General features: G+C 73.3%; 23 protein-coding genes. 8 read left to right on the plus strand and 15 right to left on the minus strand.

Going from position 1 to position 17,341, the window contains the following annotated elements; all coding sequences use genetic code 11:
• Positions 1-101: 101 nt before the first annotated feature.
• Entirely contained in the window at positions 102-701 is a 600-nt protein-coding gene (locus ACXJKF_RS01845; protein WP_456786042.1) for a histidine phosphatase family protein, read from the minus strand.
• 8 nt (positions 702-709) lie between these two features.
• Positions 710-1,843 carry a PEP/pyruvate-binding domain-containing protein gene (locus ACXJKF_RS01850; RefSeq protein WP_456786043.1) on the minus strand — a complete coding sequence of 378 codons (1,134 nt, stop codon included), beginning with the start codon at positions 1,841-1,843 and terminating at the stop codon, positions 710-712.
• A 53-nt stretch (positions 1,844-1,896) separates the two neighbouring features.
• On the opposite strand from ACXJKF_RS01850, the gene ACXJKF_RS01855 reads away from it, so the two are divergent.
• Together ACXJKF_RS01855 and ACXJKF_RS01860 are read left to right on the plus strand one after the other, a co-directional pair.
• Positions 1,897-2,292: a DNA-binding protein gene (locus ACXJKF_RS01855; RefSeq protein ID WP_456786044.1), complete on the plus strand. Its 396-nt coding sequence runs from the start codon at positions 1,897-1,899 to the stop codon at positions 2,290-2,292.
• Positions 2,289-2,924, plus strand: a complete 636-nt coding sequence (locus ACXJKF_RS01860) for a transcriptional regulator (protein ID WP_456786045.1) — start codon at positions 2,289-2,291, stop codon at positions 2,922-2,924. The genes ACXJKF_RS01855 and ACXJKF_RS01860 overlap by 4 nt, the downstream gene beginning before the upstream one ends.
• Before the next feature lie 203 nt (positions 2,925-3,127).
• Here ACXJKF_RS01860 and ACXJKF_RS01865 read toward each other — a convergent pair whose 3' ends face one another.
• The 4 genes from ACXJKF_RS01865 to ACXJKF_RS01880 all read right to left on the minus strand — a co-directional run bounded on the left by ACXJKF_RS01865 (position 3,128) and on the right by ACXJKF_RS01880 (position 6,537).
• Complete coding sequence (locus tag ACXJKF_RS01865; RefSeq protein WP_456786046.1) at positions 3,128-4,477, minus strand: MSCRAMM family protein; 1,350 nt, start codon at positions 4,475-4,477, stop codon at positions 3,128-3,130.
• A 102-nt stretch (positions 4,478-4,579) separates the two neighbouring features.
• The gene (locus tag ACXJKF_RS01870; protein ID WP_456786047.1) at positions 4,580-5,137 is read right to left on the minus strand and encodes a dihydrofolate reductase family protein; all 558 of its coding nucleotides are present in this window, start codon (positions 5,135-5,137) and stop codon (positions 4,580-4,582) included.
• Positions 5,138-5,152: 15 nt separating this feature from the next.
• Positions 5,153-5,956: an MBL fold metallo-hydrolase gene (locus ACXJKF_RS01875; protein WP_456786048.1), complete on the minus strand. Its 804-nt coding sequence runs from the start codon at positions 5,954-5,956 to the stop codon at positions 5,153-5,155.
• The gene (locus ACXJKF_RS01880) at positions 5,956-6,537 is read right to left on the minus strand and encodes a dihydrofolate reductase family protein (RefSeq protein ID WP_456786049.1); all 582 of its coding nucleotides are present in this window, start codon (positions 6,535-6,537) and stop codon (positions 5,956-5,958) included. Before ACXJKF_RS01880 ends, ACXJKF_RS01875 begins: the two co-directional genes overlap by 1 nt.
• 74 nt (positions 6,538-6,611) lie before the next feature.
• Here ACXJKF_RS01880 and ACXJKF_RS01885 point away from each other — a divergent pair, with 74 nt between their 5' ends.
• The 6 genes from ACXJKF_RS01885 (at position 6,612) to ACXJKF_RS01910 (ending at position 10,098) form a co-directional block, all read left to right on the plus strand.
• A complete protein-coding gene (locus ACXJKF_RS01885; RefSeq protein WP_456786050.1) occupies positions 6,612-7,076 on the plus strand; it encodes a winged helix-turn-helix transcriptional regulator in 465 nt (154 codons plus the stop codon).
• 43 nt (positions 7,077-7,119) lie between these two features.
• Positions 7,120-7,704, plus strand: coding sequence for a pyridoxamine 5'-phosphate oxidase family protein (locus ACXJKF_RS01890; protein WP_456786051.1), 585 nt, complete (start codon positions 7,120-7,122; stop codon positions 7,702-7,704).
• A 143-nt stretch (positions 7,705-7,847) separates the two neighbouring features.
• Positions 7,848-8,162, plus strand: coding sequence for a hypothetical protein (locus tag ACXJKF_RS01895; protein ID WP_456786052.1), 315 nt, complete (start codon positions 7,848-7,850; stop codon positions 8,160-8,162).
• Between the two features lie 177 nt (positions 8,163-8,339).
• The gene (locus ACXJKF_RS01900) at positions 8,340-9,254 is read left to right on the plus strand and encodes an eCIS core domain-containing protein (RefSeq protein ID WP_456786053.1); all 915 of its coding nucleotides are present in this window, start codon (positions 8,340-8,342) and stop codon (positions 9,252-9,254) included.
• 5 nt (positions 9,255-9,259) lie between these two features.
• A complete protein-coding gene (locus tag ACXJKF_RS01905) occupies positions 9,260-9,619 on the plus strand; it encodes an immunity 8 family protein (protein ID WP_456786054.1) in 360 nt (119 codons plus the stop codon).
• A 41-nt stretch (positions 9,620-9,660) separates the two neighbouring features.
• On the plus strand, positions 9,661-10,098 hold the full coding sequence (locus tag ACXJKF_RS01910; RefSeq protein ID WP_456786055.1) for a VOC family protein: 438 nt from the start codon (positions 9,661-9,663) through the stop codon (positions 10,096-10,098).
• A 5-nt stretch (positions 10,099-10,103) separates the two neighbouring features.
• Here ACXJKF_RS01910 and ACXJKF_RS01915 read toward each other — a convergent pair whose 3' ends face one another.
• From ACXJKF_RS01915 to aroA, 9 genes are all read right to left on the minus strand, one after another.
• Positions 10,104-10,451, minus strand: a complete 348-nt coding sequence (locus ACXJKF_RS01915; protein ID WP_456786056.1) for a hypothetical protein — start codon at positions 10,449-10,451, stop codon at positions 10,104-10,106.
• Complete coding sequence (locus tag ACXJKF_RS01920; protein WP_456786057.1) at positions 10,448-10,696, minus strand: DUF6406 domain-containing protein; 249 nt, start codon at positions 10,694-10,696, stop codon at positions 10,448-10,450. Before ACXJKF_RS01920 ends, ACXJKF_RS01915 begins: the two co-directional genes overlap by 4 nt.
• Positions 10,693-12,162 (minus strand): C2 family cysteine protease, encoded by a 1,470-nt coding sequence (locus tag ACXJKF_RS01925; RefSeq protein WP_456786058.1) that lies wholly within the window; start codon positions 12,160-12,162, stop codon positions 10,693-10,695. Before ACXJKF_RS01925 ends, ACXJKF_RS01920 begins: the two co-directional genes overlap by 4 nt.
• Entirely contained in the window at positions 12,159-12,485 is a 327-nt protein-coding gene (locus tag ACXJKF_RS01930; RefSeq protein ID WP_456786059.1) for a hypothetical protein, read from the minus strand. Before ACXJKF_RS01930 ends, ACXJKF_RS01925 begins: the two co-directional genes overlap by 4 nt.
• 67 nt (positions 12,486-12,552) lie before the next feature.
• A complete protein-coding gene (locus ACXJKF_RS01935; protein ID WP_456786060.1) occupies positions 12,553-13,344 on the minus strand; it encodes an alpha/beta fold hydrolase in 792 nt (263 codons plus the stop codon).
• A gap of 42 nt (positions 13,345-13,386) precedes the next feature.
• Entirely contained in the window at positions 13,387-13,878 is a 492-nt protein-coding gene (locus ACXJKF_RS01940) for a hypothetical protein (protein ID WP_456786061.1), read from the minus strand.
• A gap of 271 nt (positions 13,879-14,149) precedes the next feature.
• Positions 14,150-14,623 (minus strand): hypothetical protein, encoded by a 474-nt coding sequence (locus ACXJKF_RS01945; protein WP_456786062.1) that lies wholly within the window; start codon positions 14,621-14,623, stop codon positions 14,150-14,152.
• Positions 14,624-14,745: 122 nt separating this feature from the next.
• Positions 14,746-15,921: a VOC family protein gene (locus tag ACXJKF_RS01950; RefSeq protein WP_456786063.1), complete on the minus strand. Its 1,176-nt coding sequence runs from the start codon at positions 15,919-15,921 to the stop codon at positions 14,746-14,748.
• 107 nt (positions 15,922-16,028) lie between these two features.
• A complete protein-coding gene (gene aroA / locus ACXJKF_RS01955) occupies positions 16,029-17,270 on the minus strand; it encodes a 3-phosphoshikimate 1-carboxyvinyltransferase (protein ID WP_456786064.1) in 1,242 nt (413 codons plus the stop codon).
• Positions 17,271-17,341 lie beyond the last annotated feature (71 nt).

Consider the following 17,341-nt stretch of genomic DNA (forward strand, 5'->3'; position numbering starts at 1 on the left):
ACAGTAGAGAGAGGTCAGCGACCCGCGGAAGGCGCCTAAGCCTTTCGGGACTGCGCTCAATGCCGGGTCGACCCGGCTGTGCACGAGCCCAGCATCGCGGTCTACGGCCTGACCGTGTCGGCGAACCCCGTCCAGCGCAGCTCGGCCGGCAGGTGGCTCATGTCGTTGAAGAGCACGAGCGCGGGAGGCAGGGCCGGGCGGTACTCGATCACCGTCAGGGCGGCGTTCCCGCTGTTCAGACCGAGCCACCGGGACGGCGGCGCGCCCAGGGCGTGCCGCACGAGCCAGCCGATCTGGAACGCGTGGGTGACCAGGACGAGGTGGGTGTCGCTGGACGGTGCGTCGTCGCCCGCGAACCGGTCGACCAGCGCGTCGGCGAGGGCGCGACCCGACGCCGCCTCGTCCTCGTCGTAGCCGTCGAAGAAGCCGAGCCACGGCCGCGGTGTCTCGCTCGCCGGCGGGACGTACGGCACGTGGTCGACCAGCTCGGCGGCCTGCGCGACGGGGACCCCGGGTAGGTGCCGGCCGATCTCGTGCGCGCTCGCGACGGCGCGCGGCAGGGGCGAGTGCCACACGGCGTCCGCCGGGATGCGCGCGAGGCGTGCGCCGAGCAGGTCCGCCTGCCGGCGTCCGGCCTCGGTGAGCTCGCCGAGGGCGTCGGCCTCGCCGTGACGCGCGAGGTAGAGGTGGCGGGTTCCCATGGCGGTCCTCATCGGTGGGTCGTGACCGTGCCGGCGGTGCCGTCGATCGTGAGCGTGGTGGCGTCGTGCAGCGTGGTCGTCGCGTCGGCGATGCCGAGGACGGCGGGGATCCGACGTTCGCGCGCGACGATCGCGGCGTGCGAGAGCACCCCGCCGGTCTCCGTGACGACGCCGGCGGCGACGCGCAGCAGCGGCGTCCAGCTCGGGTCGGTCCACGGGCAGACGAGGATGTCCCCCGGGCGCACGCGTCCGAAGTCGCCCGGACCTCGGACGATCCGCGCGGTGCCGGTCGCGGTGCCGGGGCTGCACGGCGTCCCGACGAGCGTGGCGGTCGAGACGTCATGGACCGGCTGCGCGAGCCGCTCGGGCAGGTCCGCGGTCGTCGGCCGGGCCTGCAGGACCCAGAGGTCACCGTCGACGACCGCCCACTCGACGTCCTGCGGCCCGCCGAGCAGGTCGGCCACGGTCTGCCCGAGCGCAGCGAGCCGGACGGCCGTGGCGTCGTCGAGGGTCGCTCGCCGCCGGTCGTGCTCCGGGACGTCGCTGGTCACCAGGCGCGTGCCTCGCCGGTCCAGACGGGTGCGCTTGTCCGCGACCGTGCGGGTGACCGTGCCGTCCGCCGCGACGCGGTACGCGTCGGGGGTGACCGTGCCGCCGACGACGCTCGGGCCCAGACCCCACGACGCCTCGATCTGCGTGTCCCCGGCGGTGAACATCACGCCGGACACGTCGGCGTCCAGGTGCCGCTGGACGAGCACCCCCATGCTCGGCTCCCCGCCCCCGTCCCGGTACGCGACAGCGCGCGGCGAGTGCAGAGACGCCCAGCAAACGAGCACCGCGTCGGCGACCTGGTCGATGCCCTGCACGGCGAGCACGCTCTCGTGCTGGCCGGCCGCGGACGCGCCTGCGGTGTCCTCGACGTCGGCCGAGGACCGCACGGCGACGGGTCCGGCGCCGAGCGCGCGTGCGAGTGCCTCGCGCACGTCGGCGGGGAGCGTCGACCCGCCCGCGGCCGCGCGGTAGGTGGCGAACGGGAGGACGAAGCCGTCAGGAACCGGGAGTCCCGCACGCAGCAGGGCGCCGAGCGCACCCGCCTTGCCGCCGCACGTCGCGCTCACGGCGTCGCCGAGCAGGACGAGCACGAGGGGGACCTCCTCCGTTGACAACGTTTTGTTGACTATGCACGATGTGGCGCATGGGGAGCAAGGACGACGCCCGCCGCGCGGCGCACGCGGACCAGGCGCAGGCCCGCCGCGAGTCCGAGGCGCGCGAGCACCTGCGCCGCCTGGGAGCCGACGGGCTCGACGCTCGCCCGTGGCGTCCCGCTCCCGTGCCGGCGTCGGCGGTGGACCTCGTGCAGCTCGCCCTGTGGCGCGCCGCCGACCTGGAGCCCGACGACGTGCTCAGCGCGCTGGCCCTGCTCCCGGCCGCGCGGGCCGAGGTCGACGGGCTCGAGGACGGGCTGCTGTTCGTCGCCCGCAGCGCAGGACTTACCTGGGCGCAGATCGCCGACGCCATGGGGTTCCGGTCCCGGCAGGCGTGTCAGCAGCACTACGCCAGGCTGGCGGCCCGGCGGGGCGTGGCGTCATGACGCACGAGTCGACCGTCGACCTGCTGGTGCTGCACTCCGTGCGCATCGTCGGGTTCGCCGACACCGCCACCGTCGCGCGCCGCTACGGCCTCGAACCGGACGAGACCGGCGAGCTGCTGCTCGACGCCGAGGCGCACGGCTGGGTGCAGCACTCCGCGTTCGCCGACCTCGGCGGCTGGTCCCTGACCGAGCGCGGCCGGGCGCAGGACGAGCGCCTGCTGGCGGCCGAGCTCGCGCGCGTCGACGGCGAGGCCGAGGTGCGCGAGGTCCACCGCGAGTTCCTCCCGCTGAACGAGCGGCTGCAGCGCGCCTGCACCGACTGGCAGCTGCGGCCGACCCCCGCGGACCGGCTCGCCACCAACGACCACACCGACGTCGAGTGGGACCGTCGCACCCTGGACGAGCTCGAGGCGATCGAGCGAGGCCTCACCCCGCTCGCCGCCCGGCTCGGACGGCTCCTGGCACGGTTCCAGGGGTACGACGCGCGCTTCTCCGTGGCGCGACACCGCGCCGGGACCGGCGACGTGGGCTGGGTCGACGGCACGGACGTCGACTCCTGCCACCGTGTCTGGTTCGAGCTCCACGAGGACCTCGTCGCGACGCTCGGGATCGACCGGCACAGCACCACCTGACCCGCCTGTGGACAGACCGACCCCACTCGGGCCCCGGACGGCTACCGTGCCGCGCGGTACGTCATCCGGAGTCGAGGGGGCAGACGACGACCGTCACGCCGCAGGTCGTCGAGGGCGTCGGGGTCGACGCCGGTGACGGCATCCGGCTCCTCGCGCTCGGCGACGGGCTGGTGGCCTACCGCCTGCCGTGACCGGACCCGGGCTCAGCCGCGCAGCCGAGCGGAGATCTCGACCGCCTGGCCCGTCCTGACCTTCACCCTGGTCGCGGTGCGCAGGTCGTGCGTCGTCCCGGCAGGCGCCCGGAAGTACCGCACGGAACCGTCGGGCGACGTGAGCCTCACCGAGTACGAGCCCGCAGGAAGGCGGCCGATCAGGAACCGGCCGTCGGGCCCGGTGGTCCAGAGCCCCCAGGTACCCACCTCGCCGCTGCGCGGGACCAGGGTGACCTCGACGCCGGGCACCGGCCCGTCGGCACCCGTCACCACCCCGGTGATGCGACCGGCGAGCAGGGGGGTGAGGGTGATCCCGGTGACGACCGTCCCGGCCGCGACCTCGACGGGCACGGCACGCTCCGGGGCGGTGGCGTCCCGGTAGTACTCCGGCAGCAGCGGTCCGTTCCACTCGACGTGCTCGACGTGGACCAGGTACGAGCCGGCGACGAGGTCGTCGAACCGGAACGCGCCGTCGGCGGCGGGGGTCGTCCCGGCGACGACGACCGACCCGGCCCGCAGAACCTGGTGGACCACCACCCGCACCTCGGACATCTCCACGCCGGCCGGCAGCCGGACCCGGCCCGCGAGCCCCTGGGCCGGCAGCGCGGTCACGTCGATCCCGTCGAGGACCTGCCCGGCCTCCAGCGTGATCGGGGTCGCCGCCGCGGCGTCCGCGACCCCGGACCAGTAGGTCGTGCTCAGTCCGGTGCCGGGCTCGGGGACGACCCGGAGCCGGTACGTCCCGGCGGCGAGCGGCCAGACCTCGTACGTGCCGTCGGCCCGGGTCGAGGCGCCCACCTCGATGCCCCCGAGCAGGTCGGTCCGTTCGAGGGAGACGGACGCGCCCGCGACCGGCGCCCCGGACGCGTCGGTGACCCGCCCCCGGACGACCGCCGTCTCGGCGAGCTGCGCGTCCAGCCCGGTCACCACGTCACCGTCCGCCACCCGCACGTAGGTCGCGCTGAGGTACGACCCCGCGTCGTCCCAGTACTCGCCGACCAGGTCCGAGCCGATCGGCGGCCGGAACTCGACGCGGTAGCCGCCCGACGGCAGCGCCGGGATCGTCCACGCCCCCGACGGGTCGGTGCTCGCCGAGCCGCTGCCCGACCCGTACGCGTGGACGCCGATCCCCGCGACCGCGACGCCGTCGTCGTCGGTGACGCGACCGCTGAGCGTCACCGTGCCGGTGCCCGAGGTGAACCCCGGGCTCGGGACGACGGTGGGCGAGGGGACCGCCACCGCGGCCGCGCCCGACGCCGGAGAGCTGCTCGCCGCGAGCGCGACGACGACCCCCGAGGCGAGGGCGACGAGGCCGGACAGGACCGAGCGAGATCGGGGCACGGGCACTCCTTGGTCAGCACCGGACCGGGCACGATCTCCGCAGCGTGCCAGTTCGCCCCCATGCTGAACGGTTTCACCGCCTCGGTACGCCGGGGATCCGGCTCAGCGGGTCCGGTACCGCGCGTAGATCAGCCCGCTGTCGAAGGCGCGCTGCTCGACCAGCTCGAGGTCGAGGCGCACGCCGTCGGGGAAGAACCGCGTGCCACCGCCGACCACCGACGTGGTCATGAAGAGGTGGTACTCGTCCACGAGGCCGGCGGCGATCGCCTGGGCGGCGAGGTTCGGCCCGTCGACGGAGAGGTCGTGGTCGGACTCGGCCTTGAGCCTGCGCACCGCGTCGGGGTCGAAGGTCCGCTCGATCCTGGTCCTCGCGCTGGACACCTGCTCCAGCGTCGTGGAGTAGACGACCTTGTCCGCGGCCTGCCAGTCGCGGGCGTACTGGACGATGTGCGGCGGGGCGTCCGGATCGGTGTGCGCGGTCTCCCAGAAGACCATCGTGTCGTACATCCGTCGGCCGTACAGGAACGTGCGGACGGGCCGGAAGACGTCGCCGATGAAGGTGTGGACCTCCGGGACCTCGGCCCCGGTGCCGAGGTCGCCCTGCGCCGCCTCGGTGTAGCCGTCGAGCGAGGTGATCATCGAGTAGATGAGCTTTCCCATGTGTCCTCCTAGGCGTCAGCGGTCGCGGGTGAGCCGTTCCAGCTGCCCGGCGTGGACGTCGGCGACCCACTCCCAGCCGTCCTTGGCCGACGGGCCGATCCGGGGGTCGTCGGGGGTGCGCCCGTCGCGCAGCGCCTCCAGGTAGGCCCGGTCGAGGTCGATGCGTGCGCGCAGGTCGTCGGCACCCCCGACGGACCCGTGGCCGGGGACGACGACGTGGGCGCCGCCCGCCGCGTCCTCGATCAGCCGGAGCGCGACGAGGCCGTCCTCGATCGGGTCCTCGGCGAACGGGCTGAGCAGAGGGACGAGGACGTCGGACAGCATGTCGCCGGCGACGAGCACGCCGCGCGCCTCGATCAGCAGCGCCGCGTGGCCGGGGGCGTGCGCGGAGTGCTCGATGACGCGGACCTCGGGGCCGTCCCACGGGACACGCACCGTCCCGGCGGGCAGACCGGTGATGCGGCCGAACAGGCCGTCGAGCGTCACCTGGTCGACGATGTCCGCCGGGATCATCCCGGCGACGAACGCCTTCCAGTCGGGGTCCGCCAGCCGCGCGTCGATGGCGGCAGCGCACCGGGCCGTGCCGTACCGGGGGGCGTCGCCGAACCGCGCGTGCCAGAGCAGGTGGTCCCAGTGCGGGTGCGTCGAGAAGCCTGCGACGACGGGCGCGGTCARGTCCGTCGCGATGCCGGCCAGCTCGTCGTCGAGGACCCCGGGGTCGACGAGGAGGACACCGGCCCCGCCGCGCGCGACCACGGCGTTGCTCTGCAGGAACGCGCTCTGGTGGACGAGCACGCCGTCCGCTACCTGTCGAAGCATCAGGAGGCCTCGCTGATCGTGTAGTGGCGGACCGTGACCCCGGAGTCGAACGACCGGTGGTCGAGCAGCTCGAGCTCGATCGGCCGGTCGTAGTCGTCGAAGAGCGGGCGGCCGAAGCCGAGGATCGCGGGATGGGTGGTCAGCAGCAGCTCGTCGAGGAGCCCGGCCCGGAGCAGCTGGGTGGCGAGCGCGGCGCCGCCCACGCCGATGGTGCCGTCGGTCTCGGCGCGGAGGGCGGCGAGCTGCTCGATCGCGTCGTCGCCGCCGATGACCCGGGTGTTGTGGTCCGCGCTCTGCCGCGTGCGCGAGACGAGCACCTTGGGCTTCGCGGTCCAGATCTCGCCGTACTCCCGCAGGACGTCGGGGAGCGACGCGTCCTCGCGTGCCCGCGGCATGTACTCCTCCATGACCTCGTAGAAGACCCGGCCGTGGACGATCAGCGCGACCGCTCGCGCCCGCGCGTTCAGCTCGCGGTGCAGCGCGGTGTCGATGCGCAGCCACTCGCCCGCGCCGTTGTCGCCCGGGACCTGCTCGATCCGCAGGTCGAGGGAGACGTTCATCGCGTACAGGAAGCGGCCCATCATCTCCTCGTTCCCATAGTGATTGCGTTCTGCAACCACTATATTGAGGCCGAAACGGGTGTCAAGGAGGAGTCGTGGAACCGGTCAGCGCCGCCGTCGACGTGCTCGGAGACCGCTGGACGCTGCTCGTGCTGCGCGACGTCGTGTTCGACGACCGCCGCTACTTCCGGGTGCTGCTCACCGGGTCCGTCGAGCGCATCGCGTCGAACATCCTCGCCGACCGCCTCGTGCGGCTCGTCGAGGCGGGGATCCTCACCCGTGGCGCCGCCGCCCGGGGGCAGCGCGCCCGCTACAGCCTCACCGAGGCCGGCATCCAGACCGTCCCGATCATCGCCGCCCTCGGCAGCTGGGGCCTCGACTGGCGCCCCGGCAGCGCCGGTCTCCGGAGCCGGCAGCAGCTCCTGCGCGACGGCGGCCCGGCGTTCCTCGACGAGCTCATGGACGAGCTCCGCGTCCGCCACCTCGGCGCCCCGCCGACCCCGCACGACGGCCCGACCCCGCTCGAACGCCTCGCCGCCGCCTCCGCCGACCAGACCTGAGCTCACCGGCTGTCGATCCGGGCCGCTGCCGATCGTCATCCAGGTGAACGCCGACGCGACCACGTCGCCGCGCGCGACAGACGAGAGCGAGCCGACCATGACCGACCGGGCCAGCCAGACCGACCAGCTCGCGCAGGGCGATCCCCGCCTGCTCCTCGAGCCGGGTGCGCAGGACCTGCTGAGGTCGTCGACCCTGGCCCGCCTGGCCTACGTGGCCCGCGACGGCGGACCACGGGTCGTGCCCACCTGGTTCCACTGGACCGGCCGGCACGTCGTGATGGTGACCTACGTCGCCGGCCCGAACGCGGGGATCGCGCACCCGGCGCGACGGATCGCCGACCTGCGCGCCGACCCCCGGGTCGCGATCAGCATCGACACCGACGGGATGCCTCCGACGGCCCTGCAGCTGCGTGGCCGGATCGAGGTGGACGAGGTGGACGGCATCGCACCGGAGTACGCCGCAGCGGCACAGCGCTACCTCGGCGTGGCACAGGCGAGGGACCTGCTCGCGTCCGTCGACCAGCMGGGCACGCGTCAGGCTCGCCTGGTGCTGCAGCCCGACTGGGTCGGCCTGATCAACTTCACCACCCGCCTGCCGAGCGCGCAGGGTGGCCTCCGAGCGGGGTGAGGAACCGCCGACGCACGCGCGAGTGAACCACGAACCGGACGAGTGAAGAAGCGGACATTTCCGGCAAAATACCTCCGGGTCTCCGGCTACGCTGCCACCCGCGCCGACAACAGGCGTCCCTCCCGCCGCGAGAAAACGGACCCATGAACTCTGTCCCCAGCACCACGCCCGAGCAGGACGTCGACGTCGACGAGGAGGAGTCGTCCTGGACCGACTTCCTCCTCCCGATCGCGTTCTTCGCCCTTGCGGCGATCCCCTTCACGCCCTTCTGGGAGCAGATCGCGGACCCGGAGAGCACCCGCCGCCGGTACGGCGGCATCTCGCGCTTCCTCGACTCCGTCGGCCCCGTGCCTGTCGCGCTGGCCTTCGCCGGCATCGGGGTGGCCCTGCTGGTCGTGGCCATCGTCCAGCGGTCCCGCAAGAGCGGCTCCGCAGCTGCTGAGGGCTCCGAGGACTGACACTCCGCTCGTATCCACGACCGGGCACCGTCGCGACGAACCGACGCGCGGTGCCCGGTCGGGATCGAGCAGCACCGACCCGCCAGCGCACCTGCCGCGTCCCGTTGCGTAGAAAGTACGGATGCGGGGACACGACCCTCCGACGCAGGCTGGCGGGAGGCAGACGGAGGGGGCGCCATGACACGGCACGTCGAAAAGCTCGCGGTCCCCGGGTCGCCGACGCAGGCCGACGCCGGCTCGCCCGAGCACGCAGCCGCGTCTCCGCTGCGCCCGGCACCGGTCGCCGGGCTCGCGGTCGGGCGCGTCGACGACCCCGCCGAGGTCGCCGCCGAAGCCCGCGCGACMTCGGTCGTCTCACGGCTGCGCCGGTTCGGCGGCGTGTCGCGACCCGGCCCGGCGCGCTCGTCGACCGCCCCGGTCGAGGTCGGCCGCTCGGGCGGAGCCGTCCGGACGGCACGCAGCAACCAGATCTCCAGCACGCTCGGCCGCGGCGCACCGCTCTCGGATGCCGTCCGACGCCGGATGGAGGAAGGGTTCGGCACGTCGCTCGGTCATGTGCGGGTGCACGACGACCCGTCGGCCGCGCAGCACAGCGCAGCGCTGGGCGCGAAGGCGTTCACGGTCGGCAACGACGTCTTCCTGGGCGCCGGAGTCGACCCGACCCGCGAGCGCGGCGAGCACGTGCTCGCCCACGAGATCGCTCACGTCCTCGACGAGGGGGGTGCGCAGCACACGCCGGTCCGTCGCGAGCCCGGGGACAGCGACGACGAGGACGGCGCGCCGGCCGAGATGACCGCCGCCGAGATCGTCGCAGCGGCGGTGAACCCCGTGAGGGACAAGGCGATCGGGTCCGCGACGACGGCGCGTTCCAACGAGGCGGGCCTGCTGTGGACGGGCCTGGCCGTCGCTCCGGTGGGAACCCCGAAGGGCTACTGGGTCAGCGCGGACGGCCAGAAGCGCTATCGTCCTCCGGCGGTGAAGCCGTCGCTCGGCAAGACCCAGTCGAACTTCGAGTCGGGTCCGCCCCTGCCACCCAAGAGGCCGCTCAAGGACATCTGGGCCAGCAACGCCCACCTCGACATCACGGACTAGGGATCATGAGAGCTGCACTGCGCGAGACCTACAGCCTCGACGACGGCGTCGAGATCGACACCTACGTCCCGCGCGACCCGACGAACGACGGCGTCCGGGTGCGGCTCATGGTCGGGCCGGCCGACGGCGACGGCGAGGAGTCGTTCGACGTCCTCGTGTGCACGCCGGCGTGGCTGCAGGAGATCGTCGACGAGCACGGGCCCCAGCTTGGCCGCCACCTGCTCCTGGTCGGGACCCTCGACCTGCCCGCCGCCGTCTCCTTCCTGCGCGATCACGTCGAGGCCCTCGAGGCACCCGACTGGCGCGGCCTCGCCGAGAAGCTCGCGCGGGTGGGCAACTGGGAGTTCGAGGACTACACCCTGTAGCCACGGGAGGGGCCGTCCGCCCGCTCGGTAGCATGCGCCGCATGCCCATCAAGCTGGAGAACGTCGCCATCGCGGTCCGCGACCTGGAGGCGACGATCGCGTTCTTCACGGACCTCGGCCTCACGGTCGTCGGCCGGGACACGGTCAGCGGTGCGTGGACGGACACGGCCGTCGGCCTCGACGGCAACCACGCCAAGATCGCGATGCTCCAGACGCCCGACGGTCACGGCCGTCTCGAGCTCTTCGAGTACATCCACCCCGACGCGATCGAGACGGAGCCCACCCTCCCGAACGAGATCGGCATGCACCGCGTCGCGTTCTCGGTGGACGACATCGACGACGCCCTGGAGATCGCCGCGCGGCACGGCTGCTTCCCGCTGCGTGGCGTGGCGACGTACGAGGACGTCTACAGGCTCACCTACGTCCGCGGCCCCAGCGGCATCCTCGTGATGCTGGCCCAGGAGCTCACGAAGGACTGAGCCGGTCAGTCGGCGACCGGAACCACGTCGAGCCCGCTCTCGCAGATCCGCACGACCTCGTACGTGGTGCTCTCGCCGTCGAACGTCGTGCCGACCGACACGTCCACCCGCAGGGACTCGTCGAGGGACGGCGACGTCACGCTCAGGTCCGCCGTCGGCGGCGAGGCGGTCATGTCGACCTCGGCCGCGACGGCACGTCCCCCGCCCGACAGCGGCGTCGGCACCATCACGGCGATGCGCTCGGCGCCCTCGACGACATCGCCCACGCAGTCCGGCGTCTCCGTCGGCTGGGTGCAGCCGGCCAGGACGAGCAGGGACACGACCGCGGCCGGCACGACCCGCCGCGCTCTCATGACGCCTCCTCGAGGTCCAGGCGCGGGCGAGGCGACGCCTCGATGCCGACCACCGTCCACGCGAGCCCTGCGAGCTCGATCTGGTCGCCGACGTGCAGCTCGTGCTCGACCGTGCGGCGGTCCCGCACGACGCCCAGGGTGGCGGCCCGCGGGTCGTCGCTGACCTCCTTGAGCGCCAGGGCCACCTTCCGGTCGCCCTCACCGAGCCGGTAGGGGATGCCGGGGCGCACGGTCAGGCGGGTCACGGGGCACCTCGCAGGTCGATGGCCTGGGGCGAGTCGAAGTATTCCTCGAACTCGGCGGGGGTCAGTCGCAGCGGCTCGTAGTCGGCGCCCCACGGGTTGGCGACGAGCACGTGGTCGTCGGTGATCTCGGTGACGTAGTAGACGTGCCGACCGAAGTAGCCGGCCTTCAGGTGCTCGGGCACGTCGTCCTTGTCGCCGGAGGTCGCCACGATGACCGGGGATCCCGAGTCGAACGCGTCTTTGACGTCCTCGAAGCTCACGTCGAGCCCGCGCGCGTCGTTCCCTGACACGTACGGGGGCGCCTTCTCGGTCCAGTCCCACTCGAGCGCCCCGTAGGTCCCCTGCTCGGACCGGTCGTAGAGCGGGTCCCCGCCCTTCCCGTCGGGGGCACCGCCGCTGTCCTCCTCGTAGAGGAGCGCGAACGCCTTCTCGTAGTAGGCGGGCCACAGCTCGCCGTCGCCGTGGGCGCCCAGGGGCGATCCGTCGTCGGCCAGCGGCAGGTCACGCGTCATCGTCACCCACCGCGCCGTGCCGTCGTGGTCCCAGAGCCGCACCGAGATCGTGCCGTTCGGGTTCTCCCGGATGTTCCGGGTGACGAAGTCGGGGTCCATCTGGGTGGTCGCCGCCAGGGAGGCGATGAACCAGCAGTCGCCCAGGCGCCCCTGGTACACGTCCGTGCTGGAGACCCCGTCGGCGAACAGCGGGCCCTCGGGGATCCCGTACGTGATGCCGCTCGCGTCCGCTCCGGTCTGGGGGTTGGCGCCGTCGAGGAAGACGTCGGTCGTGTCGAAGCCCGGCGCCATCCACGGGAAGGCGTCGCCCAGCTCGTCCAGGTGGGTCGACCCCGTGAGCGCGAGCAGGTCGCTGGCGAGGGCGATCCGCTCACCCACCGGGAGCCCGTTGTGGTMGAACGGCGACCAGCCCGAGTCGGAGGTGTCCGCGACGGCCTCGCCGAACGCGTGCAGGTCCGCGGCGGGGGCGTCGTCCAGGAACAGGTCGAGCTCAGCCGCGGTCAGACCGGTGAGCAGGTCCGCGATCCGACGGAGGTCGTCACGGTTGCCGTTGATGCCCGCGTCCAGGTCGGCGAGCCCCGCCAGCGCGTCGACGGCCTTCTGCACCTTGGCCGGATCCGGCGGCACGGCGTCCTCGAACACGAGCCGGGGATCCACCAGGTGACCGTCCTCGAACAGGACCCGGCACGCCGCGAGGTGGTCGCACCGGCGGTCGATGCTGCCGGCGACGTCCGGCAGCGACCAGGCCAGCGACGACGGCAGCCCGAAAGGGAGGAACCCCTGCGTCCGGGTCAGCGCCGCGCTCGTGGTGGCCGGTCGTCCGCGCAGGGCCTTCTCCGCGTCATCGAGGACCGCCGCGACGTCACGACGGATGTCGCCGGCGCTGTCCCCCGTCCGTCGCAGGCTCCCGGCGAACGTGCGCAACCGGTCGACGTCGAACCCGGTGTAGCTCATATCGCCCCCGCCGGCGCCGACGCGGCCTTCTGCACCTCGTCGGCCAGGTCCTCCAGGCGCTGCGCCTCACGGAGCCAGGAGGCCGTGTCGCCCAGCAGGTCCTCGGCCATCTGGCGCAGCGCGTCGCGCTGCTCCACGAGGGCGGCCGTGGTGTCCCGGGCGTAGGTCCCGTACCAGAGCCCCGCCGACTGGGCGGTCTCGACGTCAGCGTCCAGAGCGGTCCCGAGCGACCCTGCGACGCGCTGACCTCGGGCCGCCGCGTCGCGCAGCGCCGAGGCACGCCGACGCAGCGACGGTGCACTCTCCCCGTTCGCCAGGGGCACTGTGGAGATCTCCCTCGTCCGTGCTGCGCGGTGCGGACGACCATACAGGGGCGTCCGACTCGCCCGGCTACCGCCCGGCGTCCATCCGGGAGAGCCAGTCGACCAGGAGGGCTGCGGTGAGCGCCGGCTGGTCGAGGTGCACGTTGTGGCCGGCGCGGTCGAGCACCGCGGTCGTCGCGTGGGGGTAGTGCCGGTCGACGAGCGCGGCGGCCGACCGGTAGCCGACGACATGGTCCTGGCGCCCGGTGACCAGGAGTGTCGGACGAGCGAACGGCGCGGAGCCGGCCTCTGGCTCGACCGTGAGGGCGTACCGGGCGAGCAGCCGCTCGATGACCTCGGGCCGGGAGGCCCGCAGACCGGGCAGCGCGTGCTCCCGGAACAGGGCCCAGCCCTCGGGCGACTGGACGACGGCCATGTCCGCGTACTCGCGGGCATCGGCGGGGTCGAGCGACGCGAGCAGCGCCGCGTCCTCGACCAGGACGGTCCGCTCCGGCACGTCACGGTCGGCCGGCTCCGCCTCGATCAGCGGGGCGAGCATGGCGAGGCCGAGCACCTGGTCGCGCAGCGCCGCCACCATGTGCCGCGCGATCATGCCGCCGTAGGAGCTGCCGAGCACCGCGAACGGCTCGTCGCCCAGCTCCTCCCGCACGAACCTGACCACGGCGTCGGCGACCGCGTCCGAGCTGTCGACCTCCGGGCCGGCGTCCGAGCGACCCATCCCCGGCAGGTCGACGTAGACGCGCCGCCAGCCGCCGTGCGCCGCGACCGCACCGTCGAGCGCCAGCAGCAGCCGGTGGTCGACGCAGAACCCGTGCACGAGCAGCAGAGGGGTGCCCGACCCCCGGGTCACATGGAACATGCCCCGAGAGTAGGACCGACTTCCGACGCCCCCCGGCCAGGCTCAGCCCGCCGAGGTGTCCCCAGCGACGCACGCCCGGAGGGTGTCGAGGAGGGCGTCGCCGCCGAGCCTCAGGACGTCCCAGGTGGCGATGAACCCCTCCGACTGCCGCAGGCCCCTGTTCCTGCTCGCGGACTCGTGCCAGACGGCGGCGACCGCCGTTTCCTCGCCGTCCGGCATGGCGGCGACGACCGTCGCGACGCGGTCGAGGAACGCCGGCCAGTCTTCGACGTGCCAGTGCTCGTCACCGGACGGGAGGCGGACGTCGACCTCGGGCGAACCGAGATCGACCCCGATCAGGACGAGCTCGCGGGGCCGAGCCGACGTGAGGTCGACCTCCCGCAACGTCCATCCCGGGGGTCTCTCCGCGTCCGGTCTCGCGCCCAGGGTCAGCCCCTGGACGATGCCCGCGAACGTGCAGCCGACCAGGTCGCTCCACCCCCAGTCGGTCGCGCCGAATCGGGCGTTGCGGAAGCCCCGTGCAGCACATCGCACTGAGGTCCGCGCCCGAGAGGTCGAGGCTCGACCAGGCGGGCTCGTCCACACCCTGACCGACCGCCGGTCGACGCGCGCTGCCCTCGACTCGCGCGAGGGTCTGCGACACCGGGCACCCGCGCAGGTCCACCCGCTGCTCGACGTGCCCGAAGGGCCCGTCGGGGATCGGTCGCCCTCGGACGAGCTGCATGGCCAGCTGCGCGACCTCGGCCGCATCCACCCCCGACCAGCGCGCACGCAGGTCTCTCAGGTCGTCCACCCGTGCCACGGCCTACTCCTCGACGAGGTCGGCGCCGGAGAGGTCCTCGACGGCGCTGGGCGTCGTTCCCTCGAAGACGACGCCGACCCCGAAGGGGTCTCCCATCTCGAGGCTCGACTCGGCGAACCGCACCATCCAGGTCCCGTCCGCCCAGATCACGGCCGCGGGCTCGCCGAACGGCGCGACCGGCGCGTCCAGGGCCGAGAGCTCGGCGGAACCAAGACCGAACCGTGGCTCGCGCAGCCGCTGACGCAGGTAGTCGGCGGCGAGCTCGGCAAGCTCTCCGAACCGGGACAGCACGGTCTCGGCGAGCCCGCGCATCGCCGCGTCCGGCACGGCCGCCGGCTCGACGACGAGGTTCACCACCCGCGCCGCACCGCCGCTCTCGGCATCCGCGACCGACGTCCAGCACGCGATCGAGTCGTCCGAGCCGGTGCGCGAGAAGGTTGCGTCGCCGATCACCACACGCTCCGGGAGGTCCGACACGAGCCGAAGTCAACCACGGTGCGCTCAGCGTCCTCCGGGCTGCTCACCTGGCCGACAACCGCGCCTCGGACCCGACCCTCGTCGACGCACCGGAGCCGTCCGGGAGCCACGAGGGCGCGAGCTCACGCCCCGCTGACGATCACCAGCTCGTTGCCGTCGGGGTCGGCGACCCGCCAGCGGTCCTCCGACTCGTCGAGGAGCCGTCCACCGGCTGCGAGGGTCGTGGCGAGGCGCACCTGGACGACGTCCGACGGCACGGCGAGCTCGACGTGGATGCGGTTGCGCTGCCGGCGCCGCTCGGTCTCCGACGTGTCGATCTCCTGGAACACCAGCTCCGGGTTCAGCCGCCGCGGATCGTAGATGTCGCTGGTCCCCGTCCGCCGGTCGTGCGTGTAGCCGAGCGCGGCGACCCAGAACGCGCGGGCCGCGGTGACGTCGGCGGCGTCGAGGAAGAGCTGAGCGAAGCGCGGCAGCGCCGGATCCGCGACGGCCCCGAGCGCGCGGGCAGCGGTCTGGATGCGGGCGGCGAGGTCGGTGAAGTCGAGCGCGAGGCCGTGAGCGTCGGGCTCCCACTGGTCCTTGCCGCTGTCGATGATCACGAGCCCGGGGCGCAGGTCGACCACCAGCGGGAAGCCCGCGTCGTCGGCCAGTGCCGCTGCCGCGGCGGCGAGCTCTCGCTGCTGCGTGGTCGAGGTGGTGCGGTAGCACGCGATCGCGCTGAACACCGCGTGCCAGTCGGCTGTCCCGACGCTCTCGTCGAGCGCACCGCCCGGCACCAGGTCGACCTCGTTGCCGTCGGGGTCGGCGTGACAGACCCCGAACGCTCCGTAGGCCTCGCCCAGACCCACCTGCTCGACCACCGCGGCCGGCCGCACCACGTCGAGGTGGATGCGGTTGCGCAACGGCCGTGACTCGGTCGACGGCCGGATCCGTAGCGCGGGGTCGCGACGCAGCGGGTCCGCCAGACCACCGTCCTCCCCCGGCGTGTAGCCGAGCGCGCGCTGCCAGAAGGGCCGCACCGCCGACGGGTCGGCCGACTCGAGCACGACGCTCAGCTGCTGCAGCGCGGCGGGGTTCGCGGTCAGCCCGAGATCCCGCGCGGCAGCCGACACCGCCTCGGCGTGCTCGGCCGAGTCCAGCCGCACCCGGACGCCCGTCGCGCGCACGTCGACCGGGATCTCGGCCGACAGCTCCACGACGCGCCTTGCCAGAGCGGCCCCCTCGATCAGCGACGGCGCGTCGAACCATGCCGTCGCGACGCCGTCCAGCACCCGCCAGTCCGTCCCGATCTCCGTCATTCCCGGCACTGTAGGACCCACCACCGACAGTGTCTCTCCCGGACGGTGCACCCCTCGCGGCGCTGCCAGGCGACGACCTCTTCCGCAGCACTCGAGCCGCCTCAGCCTCAGACGGCCTCGAGCGCGAGCTCCTCGACGACGTCGGCGAGGGTCTCGTGGAACGTGGGGAACGTCTTCTTGACGCACGCGGGGTCGTCCAGGGTGATCCCGGGGGTGCGGAGACCAGCGATGCTGAAGGCCATCGCGATGCGGTGGTCGCGGAAGGTCTCGACGTGGCCGGCGACCGGGGTGCCCGGGTGGATCCGTATCCAGTCCGGCCCCGTGTCCACGTCCACGCCGAGCCGGCGAAGGTTCTGGGCGCTCACCTCGAGCCGGTCGCACTCCTTCACGCGGGTGTTCGCCACGTCGACGATCGTCGTCGGACCGTCCGCGTAGGGGGCGATCGCCGCGAGCGTCGGCATGGTGTCGGAGATGTCGCGCATGTTGACGGTGATGCCGTGCAGCCGTCCGCCGACGACCGTCGTCGAGTCGCCCGTCTGCCGCACCTCCGCGCCCATCTGCTCGAGCACCCGGACGAACGCCAGGTCGCCCTGCAGGGCGTCGGAACCGAGCCCAGGAACCGTCACCGTGCGGCCCAGCACGGCGGCGGCCGCGAAGAAGTAGCTGGCCGACGATGCGTCGGGCTCGACCTGGTAGGTCCGCGCCCGGTAGGTCCGCGCGGGAACCGTGTAGGTGCCCCCGTCGACCGCGACGTCGACGCCGAAAGCGCGCATCATCGCGAGGGTGATGCCGACGTACGGGACGGACACGAGGTCGTCGACGTCGATCACCAGACCGTCGCGGAACAGCGGCGCCACGAGCAGCAGCGCCGTGAGGAACTGCGACGACGTCCCGGCGTCCAGTCGGATCGAGCCACCGACGATCCCGTCCGTCGCGATGACGAACGGGTGGTGGTCAGGTTCACCCTGGAACGTCAGTCCGGCACCGAGCGAGCGCAGGGCGTGCGTGAGGGGCGCCATCGGTCGGGCGCGCATCTGGTCGGAGGCGTCGAAGGCGAACGTGCCGTGCCCGGTCGCCGCGAGGGCGGGCAGGAACCGGGCCGTCGTGGCACCGTCGCGGCAGAAGACCTCGGCACGCGTCACCGAGGGGCCTCCCGCGCGGCCCTCGATCGTCCACTCCCGCCCGTCGGCGCCGACCTCGTAGCCGAGAGCTCGCAGGCCGAGGACGAACGCCTCGGTGTCGTCCGAGTGGAGCGGGTCGACGAGCGTGGTGCGACCGTCAGCCGCCGCCGCGAGCAGCAAGGCCCGCGCGGTGACCGACTTGGAGCCTGGGACGGTGACGACGGCCATGGGCCGCGACTCTAGCCATCGAGGACCGACCCGGCCGGCCGTGCTCGGAGTGCGAACCCGTTCCGCTGCGG

It is taken from the genome of Cellulomonas sp. P5_C5 (assembly GCF_054049655.1).